Here is a 13,643-nt window from a genome sequence, read left to right on the forward strand (position 1 = left end):
GTCAGCTCTTCTCGGCTGCTTCGGCGCTCTCGGCGGTGGCGCCCTTGCCGGGCTCGCGCGGCTCGTCCTTCGTGAACGGGTCCTTCTCGGCGGCGTCCGCCTTCGCGGAGCCGTCCTCGTCGGAGCTGTTCTCGTCGGAGCCGCTCTCGTCGGCGGGTCCGTCCTTCTGCGCGGGGGCGGCGTCCCGGTCGGGCTCGACGATCTCCTCGCGGCCCGGACGGATCTTCGCGGAGATCACGATGTAGACGACGGCGAGGACGAAGACGATGATCGCGGTCCACACGTTCAGGCGGAGACCGAGGACGTGGTGGGCCTCGTCGACCCGCATGTACTCGATCCAGCCGCGACCCGCGCAGTAGGCGGCGACGTACAGCGCGAACGCCCGTCCGTGGCCGAGCCGGAAGCGGCGGTCGGCCCAGATGACCAGGAGCGCGACGCCGATGCACCACAGCGACTCGTACAGGAAGGTCGGGTGGTACGTCCCGGCGACCCGGTTCGGGCCCTCGCTGATCTCCAGCGCCCAGGGAAGGTCGGTGGGCTTGCCGTACAGCTCCTGGTTGAACCAGTTGCCCCAGCGGCCGATGGCCTGGGCGATGGCGATGCCCGGGGCGAGTGCGTCGGCCCAGGCGGGCAGCGGGATGCCCCGGCGGCGGCAGGCGATCCAGGCTCCGACGGCGCCGAACGCGATGGCGCCCCAGATGCCGAGGCCGCCCTCCCAGATCTTGAAGGCGTCGACCCAGTTCTCACCGTCGCTGAAGTACAGCTGGTAGTCGGTGATCACGTGGTAGAGCCGGCCGCCGACGAGGCCGAAGGGCACGGCCCAGACGGCGACGTCGGCCACGGTGCCGGCTTTGCCGCCCCGGGCTACCCAGCGCTTGTTGCCGAACCAGACGGCGACGAAGACACCGATGATGATGCAGAACGCGTAGCCGCGGAGCGGGATCGGGCCGAGCTCGATCACGCCGGTCGACGGGCTGGGAATGAAGGCAAGATTCATGGCGAGGTCGACGCTACCTTGCCGGGCGGTGGGTACGGCAAGCCACCCGGCAACGTCTGGGTAACGAGGACCGCGTCACGGGCGGCTCCGGGAGGCGGTCAGGAGGCGGGTGCCGACGACGGGTCGGCCGGGGCGGAGGACCCGTCGGCCGGGGCGGACGGGGTGGCGGTGCCCGGCTTCTTGCCCTTGTTGGCCGCGGCGACCCACTTCTTCAGGTTCTCCGGGGAGATCTGCTCGCCGCCCTTGCTCGGGAAGACGGACTCCCCGTTGAGCAGCACCGTCGGCGTGCCCTGGAAGCCGCCCTCGCGGAACGCCGTGTCGGACTTCTTCACCCAGCTGTCGTGCTCGCCGTCCTCCACACAGCTGCGGAAGCCCGGTGTGTCGAGCCCCTCGACCTCACCGGCCAGCTCGATCAGCCGGCTGTTCTTGCCGTAGGCGTCGTCCGGCTCCGGCGGCTGGTTGGCGAAGAGCACGTCGTGGTACGCCGCGAACTTGCCGGCGTCCTGGGCGCAGGCGGCGGCGTTGGCCGCGCGCAGCGACCCGGTGCCGCCGAGATTGCCGTCGATGATCGTGGCCAGGTGGTACTCCACCTTGACCTGGCCGTCGTCCGCCAGCTCCGTGATGGTGTCCTTGAAGGCGGTCTCGAACTGGGCGCAGACGGGGCAGCGGAAGTCCTCCCAGATCGTGAGGGTGGACGGGGCGTCGGCGGCGCCGACCGGCAGCGTCAGGGCGTCCTCGCCGATCGCGCCGGACGGGGCGACCGCGGGGCCGGAGGCGGTGTCACCGCCGTCGTCCTTGCCCGCGTTGGCCGCGATCAGGCCGACCACGGCGGCCAGGGCGAGCACCCCGACCACCGCCGAGGCGACGATCAGCGTCCGGCGGCGCTTCTCGCGCCCCTTCTCCCGCTCGCGCTGCTGGGCCAGGCGCTCACGCGCGCTTCTGTTTCCCTCAGGGATCTTGTCGCTCACACCCGGGGAACGAACCGGGGAGGCGCCTCCGCGCCTCCCCGGTCCACAATCCACCCATTCGGGTGATTCAAGGGCTCAGCGCTTTCGAACGCCCTCGGCCAGTTCGCCCGCCAGGGAGCGGACGGCGGCGAGGCCGGCGGCCTCGCCGGGGGCGTCCAGCATGGCCTTGACGAAGGCGGAACCGACGATCACGCCGTCCGCGAACCCGGCGACCTCGGCGGCCTGCGCCGCGTTGGAGACGCCGAGGCCGACGCAGACCGGCAGGTCGGTGGTGGCGCGGGTGCGTCCCACCAGGTCCTGGGCCTGGGCGCCGACGGAGGCGCGGGTGCCGGTGACGCCCATCAGGGACGCCGCGTAGACGAAGCCGCTCCCGGCCGCCGTGATGGTGGCGAGGCGGGCGTCCTGGCTGCTGGGGGCGACGACGAACACGGTGGCGAGGCCGTGCTTGTCGGCGTGCTCGCGCCACAGCGCGGACTCCTGGACCGGCAGGTCGGGCAGGATGCACCCGGCGCCGCCCGCCTCGGCCAGCTCGGCGGTGAAGCGCTCGACGCCGTAGCGGTCGATGGGGTTCCAGTACGTCATGACCAGGATCGGGACGCCGGTGGCCTCGTGCGCCTCGCGGACCGTGCGCATCACGTCGGCGATCCGGACGCCGCCGCGCAGGGCGATGTCGTCGGCGGTCTGGATGACCGGCCCGTCCAGGACCGGGTCGCTGTGCGGGAGCCCGATCTCGACGATGTCCGCGCCGCCCGCGATGACGGCCTTGACCGCCTCGATGCCGCCGTCGACGGTCGGGAAGCCCGCCGGGAGGTAGGCGATGAGCGCCGCCCGGTCCGCGGCCCTGGTGGCGGCCAGGGTGGTGTTCAACAGCTCGATGTTGCCGCTCACTTGGCGTCCCCCTCGATCTCGGCGCGGTCGCTGTCGGCGTCCGCCTCGACGGCGGCGTCGGTGTCGTAGAGCCCGAAGTAGCGGGCGGCGGTGTCCATGTCCTTGTCGCCTCGGCCGGACAGGTTGATGAGGATCAGCCCGTCCTTGCCGAGCTCCTTGCCGAGGTCCAGGGCTCCGGCGAGCGCGTGGGCGCTCTCGATCGCCGGGATGATCCCCTCCGTGCGGGACAGCAGGCGCAGGGCCTGCATGGCCGCGTCATCGGTGACCGCGCGGTACTCGCCGCGCCCGACGTCCTTGAGGTACGCGTGCTCCGGGCCGATGCCGGGGTAGTCCAGTCCCGCCGAGATGGAGTACGGCTCGGTGATCTGGCCCTCGTCGTCCTGGAGGACGTAGGAGCGCGAGCCGTGCAGGATGCCGGGCTCCCCCGCGGTGAGGGTCGCCGCGTGCTCGCCGGTCTCCACCCCGTGCCCGGCGGGCTCGCAGCCCACCAGGCGGACGTCGGCGTCGGGGATGAAGGCGTGGAAGAGGCCGATGGCGTTGGAGCCGCCGCCGACGCAGGCGACCGCCGCGTCCGGGAGGCGTCCCGCGCGCTCCAGGATCTGGCGGCGGGCCTCGACGCCGATGACGCGGTGGAAGTCGCGGACCATCGCCGGGAAGGGGTGCGGGCCCGCGACCGTGCCGAAGAGGTAGTGCGTGCGGTCCACGTTGGCGACCCAGTCGCGGAACGCCTCGTTGATGGCGTCCTTCAGCGTCCGCGAGCCGGACTTCACGGCGACGACCTCGGCGCCGAGCATCCGCATCCGGGCCACGTTCAGTGCCTGACGCTCGGTGTCGATCTCGCCCATGTAGATGGTGCATTCGAGGCCGAAGAGGGCGCAGGCGGTCGCGGTGGCGACACCGTGCTGGCCGGCTCCGGTCTCGGCGATGACGCGGGTCTTGCCCATGCGCTTGGTGAGGAGGGCCTGACCCAGCACGTTGTTGATCTTGTGCGAGCCGGTGTGGTTCAGGTCCTCGCGCTTGAGGAAGATCCGGGCGCCGCCGGCGTGCTCGGCGAAGCGCGGGACCTCGGTCAGGGCGCTGGGCCGCCCCGTGTAGTCGACCATGAGCTCGTTGAGCTCGGCGGCGAAGGCGGGGTCGGCCTTGGCCTTGTCGTACTCGACGGCGACCTCGTCCACGGCGGCGACGAGCGCCTCCGGGATGAACTTGCCGCCGTACGCGCCGAAATAGCCCTCGGCGCTGGGGATCAGACCCTCGGGGTCCGGAATGAAGAAGTCGGACGACATGCGACGTGCTCCTTGGCATGGCAACGGATGGATGCACCGTATGCGCGGAGCGGCGAGCGCCGCCGCGACCGGCATGCGGTCACGGCGGTGCGGTCGTACGTACGAGAAGAGCGGTGTGTCGTGCGGTACGTCGGCCGGGGCTCGCCTACAGCGCGGACCCCGCGCGCCATCGCATGCCGTTCACCTGGCCGGGCTCGTCGCCGATGACATACCGGACGCGCCGACCGTGCACACGCCGGGCGGGGGCGCGGCAGCCGCGGGGGCGGCAGCCGCGCGCCAGCGGGGCGTGCGGGTCCCGGGCCGAAGCCCCGGCGGGGCCGAGGCCCGGCCGGGTGCGGGGCGCGGGACGTCCGGTCATGGTCGCTTCGCCCCGTGTCAGCCGCGGCCGTGGCGGAGCGCCGGGTGGGCGCCCGCGGCGACGAGGTCGGCGACGGCGGCACGCGGGTCGCGGCCGGTGACCAGCGACTCGCCGACCAGGACGGCGTCGGCGCCCGCGTTGGCGTACGCGATCAGGTCGTGCGGGCCCCGGACGCCGGACTCGGCGACCTTGACGATGTGGTCGGGGATCTCGGGGGCGACGCGCTCGAAGGTGGAGCGGTCGACCTTGAGGTCCTTCAGGTTACGCGCGTTGACGCCGATGATCTTGGCTCCGGCGTCCACGGCGCGCTCCGCCTCCTCCTCGTCGTGCGCCTCGACGAGCGGGGTGAGCCCGATCGACTCGGCGCGCTCGATGAGGGAGACCAGGGCCTCCTGGTCGAGGGCGGCGACGATCAGCAGGGCGAGGTCGGCGCCGTAGGCGCGGGCCTCCCACAGCTGGTACGAGGTGACGATGAAGTCCTTGCGCAGGATCGGGGTGTCGACCTTGGCGCGGACGGCCTCCAGGTCGGCGAGCGATCCGCCGAAGCGGCGCTCCTCCGTGAGGACCGAGATGACGGACGCGCCGCCCGCCTCGTAGTCCGCGGCGAGCGCGGCCGGGTCGGCGATGGCGGCAAGGGCCCCCTTGGAGGGGGACGAGCGCTTGACCTCGCAGATGACGGTCACGCCCTCGCCGCGCAGGGCGGCGACTCCGTCCTTGGCCTGGGGAGCGCGGGCCGCGCGCTCCTTCAGCTCGTCGAGGCTGACGCGCGCCTGCCGCTCCGCGAGGTCGGCGCGAACGCCGTCGATGATCTCGTCGAGCACACTCACGCGAGCGGCCCCCTTCCGAACGGTTGACGGTGAACAGGATCAGCCATACCGATGGTATCCGCAGGATGCCCCGGGGCTCGCATCCGGCCACGTCGCGTCCCACTTCCTGGTCAATCAGTGGGCCGACCCGGTCGTTCAGGGGGCGAGCGCCGAGCCGAACGGCAGATTCCGGACCACGGTGAAGATCAGCAGGACGGTGCCGACGCCCCACCACCAGACGGGCGCAAGACCGATGCGCAGGGGCTGTCCGCGCCAGGCCCGGACCAGCCAGAGGCCCCAGACCGCGGCGAAGAGGAAGTAGCCGACGGTGGCGATCGCGTTGGCTTCGAGCGCCGCGCCGAGGTCGCCGTGGATGAAGGCGTGGGCGCTGCGCAGTCCGCCGCAGCCGGGGCAGAGGACGCCGGTCAGCTTGAGCAGCGGGCAGACCGGGTAGTGGCCGGGCTCGTTGGGGTCGACGCTGCCGACGTACGCGAAGGCGCCCGCGACGGCGGCGAGGATGCCGATGGGGGTGGCGAGGCGGCGCACCCGGCCTGTCGGGCGGCCCACCCGGCCCGTCCGGCCTACCTGGTCTTTCCGACGTTCGAGGGTGCCCACCCAGCCCGTCCGACCTACCTGGTCTTTCCGACGTTCGAGGGTGCCTACCCAGCCCGTCCGGCGTTTGAGGACGGAACCGGGGCCGTGGAGCTCGTGCACCTGTGAGGTCCCTTCGCCCGAGGGCCCTGTGGCCTCCGGGCCCACCCCGGCGAGGGTTCCGTCCTCAAACGCCGGACGGGCTGGAGTGGCACGGGGCCCGTCCTCGATCGACGGGCAGGCCGGGGTGGCACGGGACCCGTCATCGAGCGACGGGTCGGTTGGGCTGGGCCGGGCCATGTCGGGGGTCGGGCAGACGGTCAGCGGCAGGTTCCAGGGGCCGACGCCCTGCGGCGCGGCTTCCGGGCCTGCCGGGCCGGGGCCTGGGCCAGGGCCCTGCTGAGGGGCCGTTTCCGGGTCCGGGGGCTGGGCTGCGGCGGGGTTAGGCGAGGCGTCCACCCGCTGATTGTCCCCCGCCGACGCGAAAAGGCGCAGCCCCGGGTGGGGGCTGCGCCTGTCGGCGTGTCGGTCGCCGGGACGGGCCGGCGTCCGGGTCAGTGGGAGATCTGCGCCCGTCCGGCGCGCTCCCTGGCCTCGATCAGCTCGGCCGACTCCTTCGGCATGCCGAGGCCGGCCACCTTCATGGCGAGGCCCACGAGACCGCCGGCGAAGATGACGGCGATACCGGCCCAGAAGCCGAGCGGGTTGGCCGCGACCATGAAGACGCCTGCGACGCAGAAGCCGATGAAAGCAATGATGACACCGGTCCAGGCGGCCGGGGTGTGTCCGTGGCTCGTGCCCGCCATGAGTTGCTCCTCGTTGGTGTTGCGCCGTGGGTGGCGCTGTACGTGTGGCCGCCGCCCGGGGACGGCTCGGGTCCATTGTCCCGTACGGGACATCAGGAGGTGAGCGTGGGGTCACGCCTCGCGCGTCGGGTCCTCGCCGCGGTCCAGGGCCTTCCAGAGGTCCTCGGGCCGGTCCGGGTCGGAGGCGGTGCGGGGCGCCTTGCCGGGGCGGGGGGTGCCGTCGCGCTCGTACTTTCCGGACATGGCGGGCCAGCGGCTGCCGTAGCGCAGTGCGAGGAGCCCGGCCAGCAGGATCAGCAGGCCGCCGGCGGCGGTGACGTAGGGCCAGGCGGTGTGGCTGAGCGCGTGGATGGTGGCCGCCGCGTCGCCGGTGGTTCTGGCGGCCTCCTCGTCGAGGGCCGTGCTGTCGGACCCGCCGGCCCAGGCGCTGAGGGTGGCTCCGAGGCCGCTGAGGGCCAGGAGGGCGGCGACGATCCGGCGGCCGGCGCCGCGTACGGCGAAGACGGCGACGAGCGCGGCGAGACCGACGACGGCCAGGGCGGCCGGGACGCCGGTGACGTCCTGGCCGTCGACGGTCAGCGGAAGCGCGCCGCCGCCGGTGGCCGCGTCGCCCTCGGCCCAGGTCTGCCCGGAGGCGAGGAGGACGACGGTCGCACCGGCCGCGCCGAGGAGCAGACCGGCCGCGAGACTGCGGCGGCTCCCTGCGGAGTCGGGCGCGGCGCCGGACGCGGAGGCGGCGGTTCGGGCACGGGGCTGGGGTACGGGGACAGCACTCACGCCCTCCACTATCCCCTACCGGTTCAGCGGTCGTGGAGCCGGTTGGCCGTATGGACGGCGCGGAGCACGGCAGCCGCCTTGTTGCGGCACTCGGTGTCCTCGGCGACCGGGTCGGAATCGGCGACGACCCCGGCCCCGGCCTGGACGTACGCGGTGCCGTCACGGAGCAGGGCGGTCCGGATGGCGATCGCGGTGTCGGAGTCCCCGGCGAAGTCGAGGTAGCCGACGCAGCCCCCGTACAGTCCGCGGCGGCTCGGCTCCAGCTCCTCGATGATCTGCATGGCGCGGGGCTTGGGGGCGCCGGAGAGGGTGCCGGCCGGGAAGCAGGCGGTGAGGACGTCGAAGGCCGTGCGGTTCTCGGTGACGCGGCCGGTGACGGTGGAGACGATGTGCATCACGTGGGAGTAGCGCTCGATCGACATGAAGTCGACGACCTCGACGCTGCCGGGTTCGCAGACCCGCCCCAGGTCGTTGCGGCCGAGGTCGACGAGCATCAGGTGCTCGGCGCGCTCCTTGGGGTCGGCGAGGAGTTCGTCGGCGAGCGCCTGGTCCTCCTGCGGGGTGGCGCCCCGGTGCCGGGTCCCGGCGATCGGGTGGACCATGGCCCGGCCGTCCTCGACCTTGACCAGGGCTTCGGGGCTGGAGCCGACGACGTCGAACCCGTCGAAGCGGAAGAGGTACATGTACGGGGACGGGTTGGTGGCCCGCAGCACCCGGTAGACGTCCAGGGCGCTCGCGGTGCAGGGGGTCTCGAAGCGCTGGGAGGGGACGACCTGGAAGGCCTCGCCCGCCCGGATCCGCTCCTTGATGTCCGCGACGGCGTCCTGGTAGGCCTCGCCGCCCCACAGCGCGGTGTACGGCGGCAGTTCGGACGGGGGCAGGACGGCCGGGGCGTTCTCGACCGGGCGGCGCAGGTCGCGCTCCATCGCGTCGAGGCGGGCGACGGCGTCCGCGTGGGCCTCGTCGACGCCGGTGTCGAGGTCGTTGTGGTTGATCGCGTTGGCGATCAGGAGGACGGTGCCGTTCTGGTGGTCGAGGACGGCGAGGTCCGAGGTGAGGAGCATGGTCAGCTCGGGCAGCTTCAGGTCGTCGCCGCCGTGCTCGCCGATCTTCTCCAGGCGGCGTACGACGTCGTAGCCGAGGTAGCCGACCATGCCGCCGGTGAAGGGCGGCAGGCCCAGGTCGCTCACCAGGTCGCGGGGGGTGTGCAGGGTCTCGACGGTGGCGCGCAGCGCGTCCAGCGGGTCGCCGCCCGCCGGGACGCCCACGGGCGGGGTGCCGAGCCAGTGGGCCTCGCCGTCGCGGGCGGTGAGGGTCGCGTCGCTGCGGACCCCGATGAAGGAGTAGCGCGACCAGGTCCGGCCGTTCTCGGCGGATTCCAGGAGGAAGGTGCCGGTGCGTTCGGCGGCGAGCTTGCGGTACAGACCGACCGGGGTGTCGCCGTCCGCGAGGAGGCGGCGGCTGACGGGGACGACGCGCCGGTCGACGGCCAGTTTGCGGAAGGTGTCGAGATCCATGGCCGGTGACCTTACTTTCCGAGAGGCAGGGCGTCGGCGTCGAAACAGGTGCGGTCACCGGTGTGGCAGGCGGCGCCGGTCTGGTCGACCTTGACGAGGACGGTGTCGGCGTCGCAGTCCAGGGCGACGGACTTCACGTGCTGGACGTGACCGGAGGTGTCGCCCTTGACCCAGTACTCCTGGCGGCTGCGCGACCAGTAGGTGCAGCGGCCCGTGGTGAGGGTGCGGTGCAGCGCCTCGTCGTCCATCCAGCCGAGCATCAGCACCTCGCCGGTGTCGTACTGCTGGGCGATCGCCGGGACCAGACCGTCGGCGCCGCGCTTGAGGCGGGCGGCGATGGCCGGGTCGAGGCTGCTGGCGGGCGGCGTGGCGCCGGGCGTGCTCGTCATGGGCCCATTGTGCCGTGGCCGCGGAGGCTTTCCGGGCGGACGTCCACTGGGCGGACCCGGGGCGACGGTCGTACGCTGGCGGGCATGTCGACCCATGCGAAGCGTGAACGTCTTCTGCTCGCCGATCTGTTGGAAGCGGCCGGTCCCGAGGCCCTGACGCTCTGCGACGGCTGGAAGACCCGCGACCTGGCCGCCCATGTGGTGGTCCGCGAACGCCGCGCGGACGCGGCGGGCGGGCTGCTGGTGAGCGCGCTGAAGACCCGGCTGGAGCGGGTGCAGGCGGAGTTCGCGGCGAAGCCGTACGAGGAACTGATCCAGCTGATCCGCACCGGTCCGCCCCGGTTCTCCCCGATGTCCCTCAAGCAGATCGACGAGGCGGCGAACACCGTCGAGTTCTTCGTCCACGCGGAGGACGTGCGCCGGGCCCAGCCCGACTGGTCGCGCCGCGAGCTGGACCCGGTCTTCTCCGATGTGCTGTGGAGGCGCACCGAGCGGACGGCCCGCCTGCTGGGCCGCAGGTCCCCGGTGGGTCTGGTGCTGCGCCGCCCGGACGGCCAGACGGCGGTGGCCCACAAGGGGACCCCGGTGGTGACGGTGACCGGGGAGCCCGCCGAGCTGCTGCTGTACGCCTTCGGCCGGCAGGACTCGGCGGACGTCGAGGTGGAGGGCGACCGGGCGGCGGTGGACCGGCTGCGGGCGGCCGAGCTGGGGATGTAGGCCCGGCGGACGCGCGCGTCCCCGGTCAGCGGGGCAGTTCGGCGCGGCGGGTCAGCGGGGCAGTTCGGCGCGGCGGAGTGCGGTGAAGGTCAGGCCCACCGCGCCGCCGGCCGCGCACACCGCCGCGCTGACGGCGTAGACCGGCCCGGTGCCCCAGAGGGCGATGGCGGCCCCGGTGGCGGGGTAGCTCAGCGGGATGAGCGCGTAGGTGAAGAGCGTCGACACGGAGGTGACCCGGCCCAGGTACGCCGGGTCGGCCACGGTCTGGACGAGGGCTCCGCACAGGGCCCCGGCCAGCCCGATGAAGAGGCCGACGACCGCGGCGGTCGCGGCGGCCAGGGGCACCGAGGGGATCTGCGCCACAGCGGCGATGCCCGTCGCGCCCACGAGGACCGTCAGGCACATCACGAGCCCGGCGCGCGGCACCCTGCCCCGGACGGCGATGAGGAGAGCGGCCCCGGCGGCGCCGGAGGCGAATCCGGCGACGATCCAGCCCATGCCTGCCGCGCCCCAGCCGCGCTGCTCGGACAGCAGGATCAGCCCGAGGTTGAGCGGTCCGACGAAGCCGAGCTCGCTGAGGCCGATGACGATCATCAGCGGCCCGAGCAGGGGGTGGCGGCGGATGTACCGAAGCCCGTCGACGAGGTCCTGCCGGGCGGTCGGCTTCTCCTCGGTGACTGTCGGCCTCTCCTCGGTGACTGTCCGCTCCTCATGGTCGCAGGCAACCGTCCCGCCGTGCTTCACCGGCTCGGGCAGCGGTCTGATCCGCAGACCCAGAAGCAGGGGCAGGGAGAGGGCGAAGAGCGCTCCGGCGGTGGCGAAGGCGAGCGTGGGGCCGCCCGTGGCGACGGCGACCCCGCCCAGCGGCGCGCCGACGATCGACGCGCCGCGTGCGGCCAGTCCGCGCAGGCCCTGGATCCGGGCGAGCTGGCCCGGAGGGCTGATCCGGGGCGGCAGGGCTCCGACGGCGGGCAGGAACAGGGCGTCGACCGCGCCGAAGAGCAGGGCGACGGCCACCAGGACGCCCACGGTGGGCGCGGTGAGGACCAGGGTGGCGGCGAGTCCGAGGACCAGGACCGCGCGGGCGGCGTCGCTGCCGATGACGACGCGGCGGGGCCCGAGCCGGTCGGCGAGCACTCCCCCGCCGAGCATCAGGAGCGCCCGGGGTATCGAGCCGGCGGCGAGGACCAGGCCGGTGCCGGAGGCGCTGCCGGTGCGGGCGGCGGCCCAGGCGAGGGCCATGAAGTAGATGCTGTCGCCGACCATCGACGCGGTGTACGCGCCGAGCCAGCGCAGCACGTTGGGGTCGCGGTGCGCGGGGCGTTCGGGGGCTTCCACGGCGGTGACGGTCATGGGTTCGTCCTTCCGGGAGGAGCGTCGGGCTCGGCGGCGGGCTCAGGGTCGGAAGGGGAATCCGTACGTGTGCAGGGCGACGCTCTCGCGGCCCGCCGTGTCGCCCGCTTCCTCGCGGGCGCGGCCCGCTTCCTCGTAGCGGTCGATCAGCGCGCCCATCTCCCGGCCGAGGGCGGCCAGTTCCTCCGCGGTGAGGCGCAGGAGGTTCTCCGCGCTCCAGGAGGCGCTGCGCCATTCCGTGTCCCAGGTGTGCCGTGCGTCCTGGTGGGCCCGGTAGAGCTCGACGTGCTGGTCGAAGGACATCCGGCCGGCGGCGGCGTAGACGGCCGCCTTGTCGGGCGCGTCGTCGAAGTCCTCGTCGCTGAAGGTCAGCCCTCGGGAGGACGGCTGCCACCAGCGTTCCCGGCCGTCGGTGCCCTGGCCCTCGGCCGGTTCGATCAGTCCGTGGTCGGCGAGCTTGCGCAGGTGGTAGCTGACGAGGGAGACCGCCTCGTCGACCTGGTCGGCGAGCTGGGAGGCGGTGGCGGTGCGCTTGATGTGCAGGGCTCGGTAGAGCTTCAGGCGCAGGGGGTGGCCGATCGCCTTGAGGGTGTCGAGGTCGGAGACGCGGCGTCGTTCTTCACTGGGCATGACACGACCGTAGATGCGCAGGAAAAGTTGCGCAAGAAGAATTGCGCAATATTTGTTGCGGACCTTTGTTGCGGATCTCTTCTGTCGTCGCGGGCCGCGTCAGGTGCCGAGCAGCCGCCGCGCCGCGAGGGCGAGGGAGACCTCGACCGCGTCCCGGGGGCGGGTGAGGCAGCGACCGGTGAGCTGTTCGAAGCGGCGGAGGCGGTTGAGGACGGTGTTGCGGTGGCAGTACAGCCGCGCGCCCGCCCGTTGTGCCGAGCCGTCCGCGTCCAGCCAGGCGGTGAGGGTCTCCACGATGACGTCGCGGTCGGCGGGGTCCAGCCGGTCCAGCGGCCCCAGCACCCGGTCCGCGAGCGCTTCGGCGAGCGCCGGCGAGGACACGACCAGGGCGTCCGGGAGGTGCTCGTCGAGCAGGACCGTGCCCCCGGCGGCGGGGCAGGCGCGCAGCGCGGTCTCCGCCAGCCGCCGGGCGTCGCCGAGGGCGGCCAGGCCCTCGACGGCGGAACCGATCCCGGCCCGGGTGCCGGCCGGCACGTCCAGCGCGGCGGCCAGCGCGCTCAGCTCGCCGGGCGGGCCCGCCAGTGGCAGGATCGCGAACTCGGCGTCCGGGCCCGGGTGCCAGAGCACCGGGGCGCCCGGGGCGGCGGGCAGTGCCAGCGGCGGGCGGTCGGCGGCCCCCGGCCCGCGCGGGGCCCCGGCCACCGCGAGCACGGCGTACCGGCCCTGCTCCGGCAGCCCCAGCATCGCCGCCGCCTCGGCGAGGTCCGCGATCCGGGCGGTCCCGTCAAGCAGGGCGGCGACCATCAGCCGCTGCCGGTTCTCCCGCCGCCAGGACTGCCGCCGCTCGGCCTGCCGGTAGGCGTCCGCGACGATCCCGCAGTGCTCGTCGACGAAGTTCCACACATCGGCGGCGACATGGACGAGCAGCCGTACGTCGTCGGGGTCGCGCCGGGCGGTCTCGTCCACGAGGTCCTGCCAGACCATCGCGCCGCCCATCCGGAAGGCGTGCAGGACGGCGTCGAGCGGCACGCCCTGCTCGGCGCGGATCTCACCGATCCAGCGGGAGGTGCGGTGGGCGGACTCCCGGAACTCCCGGGGCTGGATCAGGGAGCCGACGTTGTGCCGCAGCGAGTGGTGGACCTCCTGCCAGACCTCGGCCCGGCCGGCGTCGATGGCCGCCCGGTAGCCGGGCTCCTGGGCGTACAGGGCCTCGACGAGCCGGTCGGTGAGGGCCGGCAGCGAGGCGACGAGGACCCGGGCGGCCCGGTGCAGCACCTCGACGGCCTCGCGGTCGGCCAGGGACCGGAAGCGGTGCGGCAACGGCGTTGCCGGGGACGGGCCGTGGAGCGCCCCGATCCGCGAACGTACGACCTGTGGCATGGCGGCCTCCACCGGGAATCGGCCGGCCGCGCGAGCGGCGGGCTTGGCGCACCCGGCCCGGACGGGGCACGAGCGCGACGACACGATCCTGACGCCCGCAGAATGACATACCGCCCAGTCGGTACCTAGGGGTCTGCGCGGAACTCGTCATCACGGTCTCGCAACCTCCGGTACTCCCGGAGG

15 protein-coding genes are annotated in these 13,643 nt (G+C 73.5%); 1 reads left to right on the plus strand and 14 read right to left on the minus strand.

Going from position 1 to position 13,643, the window contains the following annotated elements:
• Window position 1 precedes the first annotated feature (1 nt).
• From lgt to hisI, 11 genes are all read right to left on the minus strand, one after another.
• Entirely contained in the window at window positions 2–997 is a 996-nt protein-coding gene (lgt, locus tag IE272_RS01230; RefSeq protein ID WP_190006078.1) for a prolipoprotein diacylglyceryl transferase, read from the minus strand.
• A gap of 98 nt (window positions 998–1,095) precedes the next feature.
• A complete protein-coding gene (locus tag IE272_RS01235; protein ID WP_056706384.1) occupies window positions 1,096–1,965 on the minus strand; it encodes a DsbA family protein in 870 nt (289 codons plus the stop codon).
• Between the two features lie 75 nt (window positions 1,966–2,040).
• Window positions 2,041–2,853, minus strand: coding sequence for a tryptophan synthase subunit alpha (gene trpA, locus IE272_RS01240; protein WP_190006079.1), 813 nt, complete (start codon window positions 2,851–2,853; stop codon window positions 2,041–2,043).
• Window positions 2,850–4,136, minus strand: a complete 1,287-nt coding sequence (trpB, locus tag IE272_RS01245) for a tryptophan synthase subunit beta (protein WP_050358090.1) — start codon at window positions 4,134–4,136, stop codon at window positions 2,850–2,852. The genes trpA and trpB overlap by 4 nt, the downstream gene beginning before the upstream one ends.
• A gap of 145 nt (window positions 4,137–4,281) precedes the next feature.
• Entirely contained in the window at window positions 4,282–4,494 is a 213-nt protein-coding gene (trpM, locus tag IE272_RS01250) for a tryptophan biosynthesis modulator TrpM (RefSeq protein WP_007451090.1), read from the minus strand.
• A gap of 17 nt (window positions 4,495–4,511) precedes the next feature.
• A complete protein-coding gene (trpC, locus tag IE272_RS01255) occupies window positions 4,512–5,321 on the minus strand; it encodes an indole-3-glycerol phosphate synthase TrpC (protein ID WP_010064524.1) in 810 nt (269 codons plus the stop codon).
• 135 nt (window positions 5,322–5,456) lie between these two features.
• Window positions 5,457–5,867 carry a DUF2752 domain-containing protein gene (locus tag IE272_RS01260; protein WP_190006080.1) on the minus strand — a complete coding sequence of 137 codons (411 nt, stop codon included), beginning with the start codon at window positions 5,865–5,867 and terminating at the stop codon, window positions 5,457–5,459.
• A gap of 578 nt (window positions 5,868–6,445) precedes the next feature.
• Window positions 6,446–6,697 (minus strand): HGxxPAAW family protein, encoded by a 252-nt coding sequence (locus IE272_RS01265; protein ID WP_018957525.1) that lies wholly within the window; start codon window positions 6,695–6,697, stop codon window positions 6,446–6,448.
• A gap of 111 nt (window positions 6,698–6,808) precedes the next feature.
• On the minus strand, window positions 6,809–7,483 hold the full coding sequence (locus IE272_RS01270; protein ID WP_050358088.1) for a TIGR02234 family membrane protein: 675 nt from the start codon (window positions 7,481–7,483) through the stop codon (window positions 6,809–6,811).
• Between the two features lie 14 nt (window positions 7,484–7,497).
• Window positions 7,498–8,991 (minus strand): anthranilate synthase component I, encoded by a 1,494-nt coding sequence (locus IE272_RS01275; RefSeq protein WP_050358087.1) that lies wholly within the window; start codon window positions 8,989–8,991, stop codon window positions 7,498–7,500.
• Between the two features lie 11 nt (window positions 8,992–9,002).
• A complete protein-coding gene (gene hisI, locus IE272_RS01280; RefSeq protein WP_047176139.1) occupies window positions 9,003–9,380 on the minus strand; it encodes a phosphoribosyl-AMP cyclohydrolase in 378 nt (125 codons plus the stop codon).
• 84 nt (window positions 9,381–9,464) lie between these two features.
• Between hisI and IE272_RS01285 the strand changes: the two genes are divergently transcribed.
• A complete protein-coding gene (locus IE272_RS01285; protein ID WP_056706388.1) occupies window positions 9,465–10,097 on the plus strand; it encodes a TIGR03085 family metal-binding protein in 633 nt (210 codons plus the stop codon).
• A gap of 51 nt (window positions 10,098–10,148) precedes the next feature.
• Here IE272_RS01285 and IE272_RS01290 read toward each other — a convergent pair whose 3' ends face one another.
• From IE272_RS01290 to IE272_RS01300, 3 genes are all read right to left on the minus strand, one after another.
• Window positions 10,149–11,450, minus strand: a complete 1,302-nt coding sequence (locus IE272_RS01290) for an MFS transporter (protein WP_190006081.1) — start codon at window positions 11,448–11,450, stop codon at window positions 10,149–10,151.
• A gap of 42 nt (window positions 11,451–11,492) precedes the next feature.
• A complete protein-coding gene (locus IE272_RS01295) occupies window positions 11,493–12,080 on the minus strand; it encodes an ArsR/SmtB family transcription factor (protein ID WP_050358084.1) in 588 nt (195 codons plus the stop codon).
• Window positions 12,081–12,179: 99 nt separating this feature from the next.
• Window positions 12,180–13,460, minus strand: a complete 1,281-nt coding sequence (locus IE272_RS01300; protein ID WP_063886127.1) for a PucR family transcriptional regulator — start codon at window positions 13,458–13,460, stop codon at window positions 12,180–12,182.
• Between the last annotated feature and the right edge of the window lie 183 nt (window positions 13,461–13,643).

Origin of the sequence: Streptomyces anulatus, from assembly GCF_014650675.1 — a bacterium.
Classification (GTDB): domain Bacteria; phylum Actinomycetota; class Actinomycetes; order Streptomycetales; family Streptomycetaceae; genus Streptomyces; species Streptomyces anulatus.

Bases quoted from the DNA above. Each gene is read 5' to 3' on its own strand.
- trpB (WP_050358090.1), bottom strand. From the start codon at position 4,136: ATGTCGTCCGACTTCTTCATTCCGGACCCCGAGGGTCTGATCCCCAGC.
- IE272_RS01275 (WP_050358087.1), bottom strand. From the start codon at position 8,991: ATGGATCTCGACACCTTCCGCAAACTGGCCGTCGACCGGCGCGTCGTC.
- IE272_RS01300 (WP_063886127.1), bottom strand. From the start codon at position 13,460: ATGCCACAGGTCGTACGTTCGCGGATCGGGGCGCTCCACGGCCCGTCC.
- hisI (WP_047176139.1), bottom strand. From the start codon at position 9,380: ATGACGAGCACGCCCGGCGCCACGCCGCCCGCCAGCAGCCTCGACCCG.
- IE272_RS01265 (WP_018957525.1), bottom strand. From the start codon at position 6,697: ATGGCGGGCACGAGCCACGGACACACCCCGGCCGCCTGGACCGGTGTC.
- lgt (WP_190006078.1), bottom strand. From the start codon at position 997: ATGAATCTTGCCTTCATTCCCAGCCCGTCGACCGGCGTGATCGAGCTC.
- trpM (WP_007451090.1), bottom strand. From the start codon at position 4,494: ATGACCGGACGTCCCGCGCCCCGCACCCGGCCGGGCCTCGGCCCCGCC.
- IE272_RS01295 (WP_050358084.1), bottom strand. From the start codon at position 12,080: ATGCCCAGTGAAGAACGACGCCGCGTCTCCGACCTCGACACCCTCAAG.
- IE272_RS01290 (WP_190006081.1), bottom strand. From the start codon at position 11,450: ATGACCGTCACCGCCGTGGAAGCCCCCGAACGCCCCGCGCACCGCGAC.
- IE272_RS01285 (WP_056706388.1), top strand. From the start codon at position 9,465: ATGTCGACCCATGCGAAGCGTGAACGTCTTCTGCTCGCCGATCTGTTG.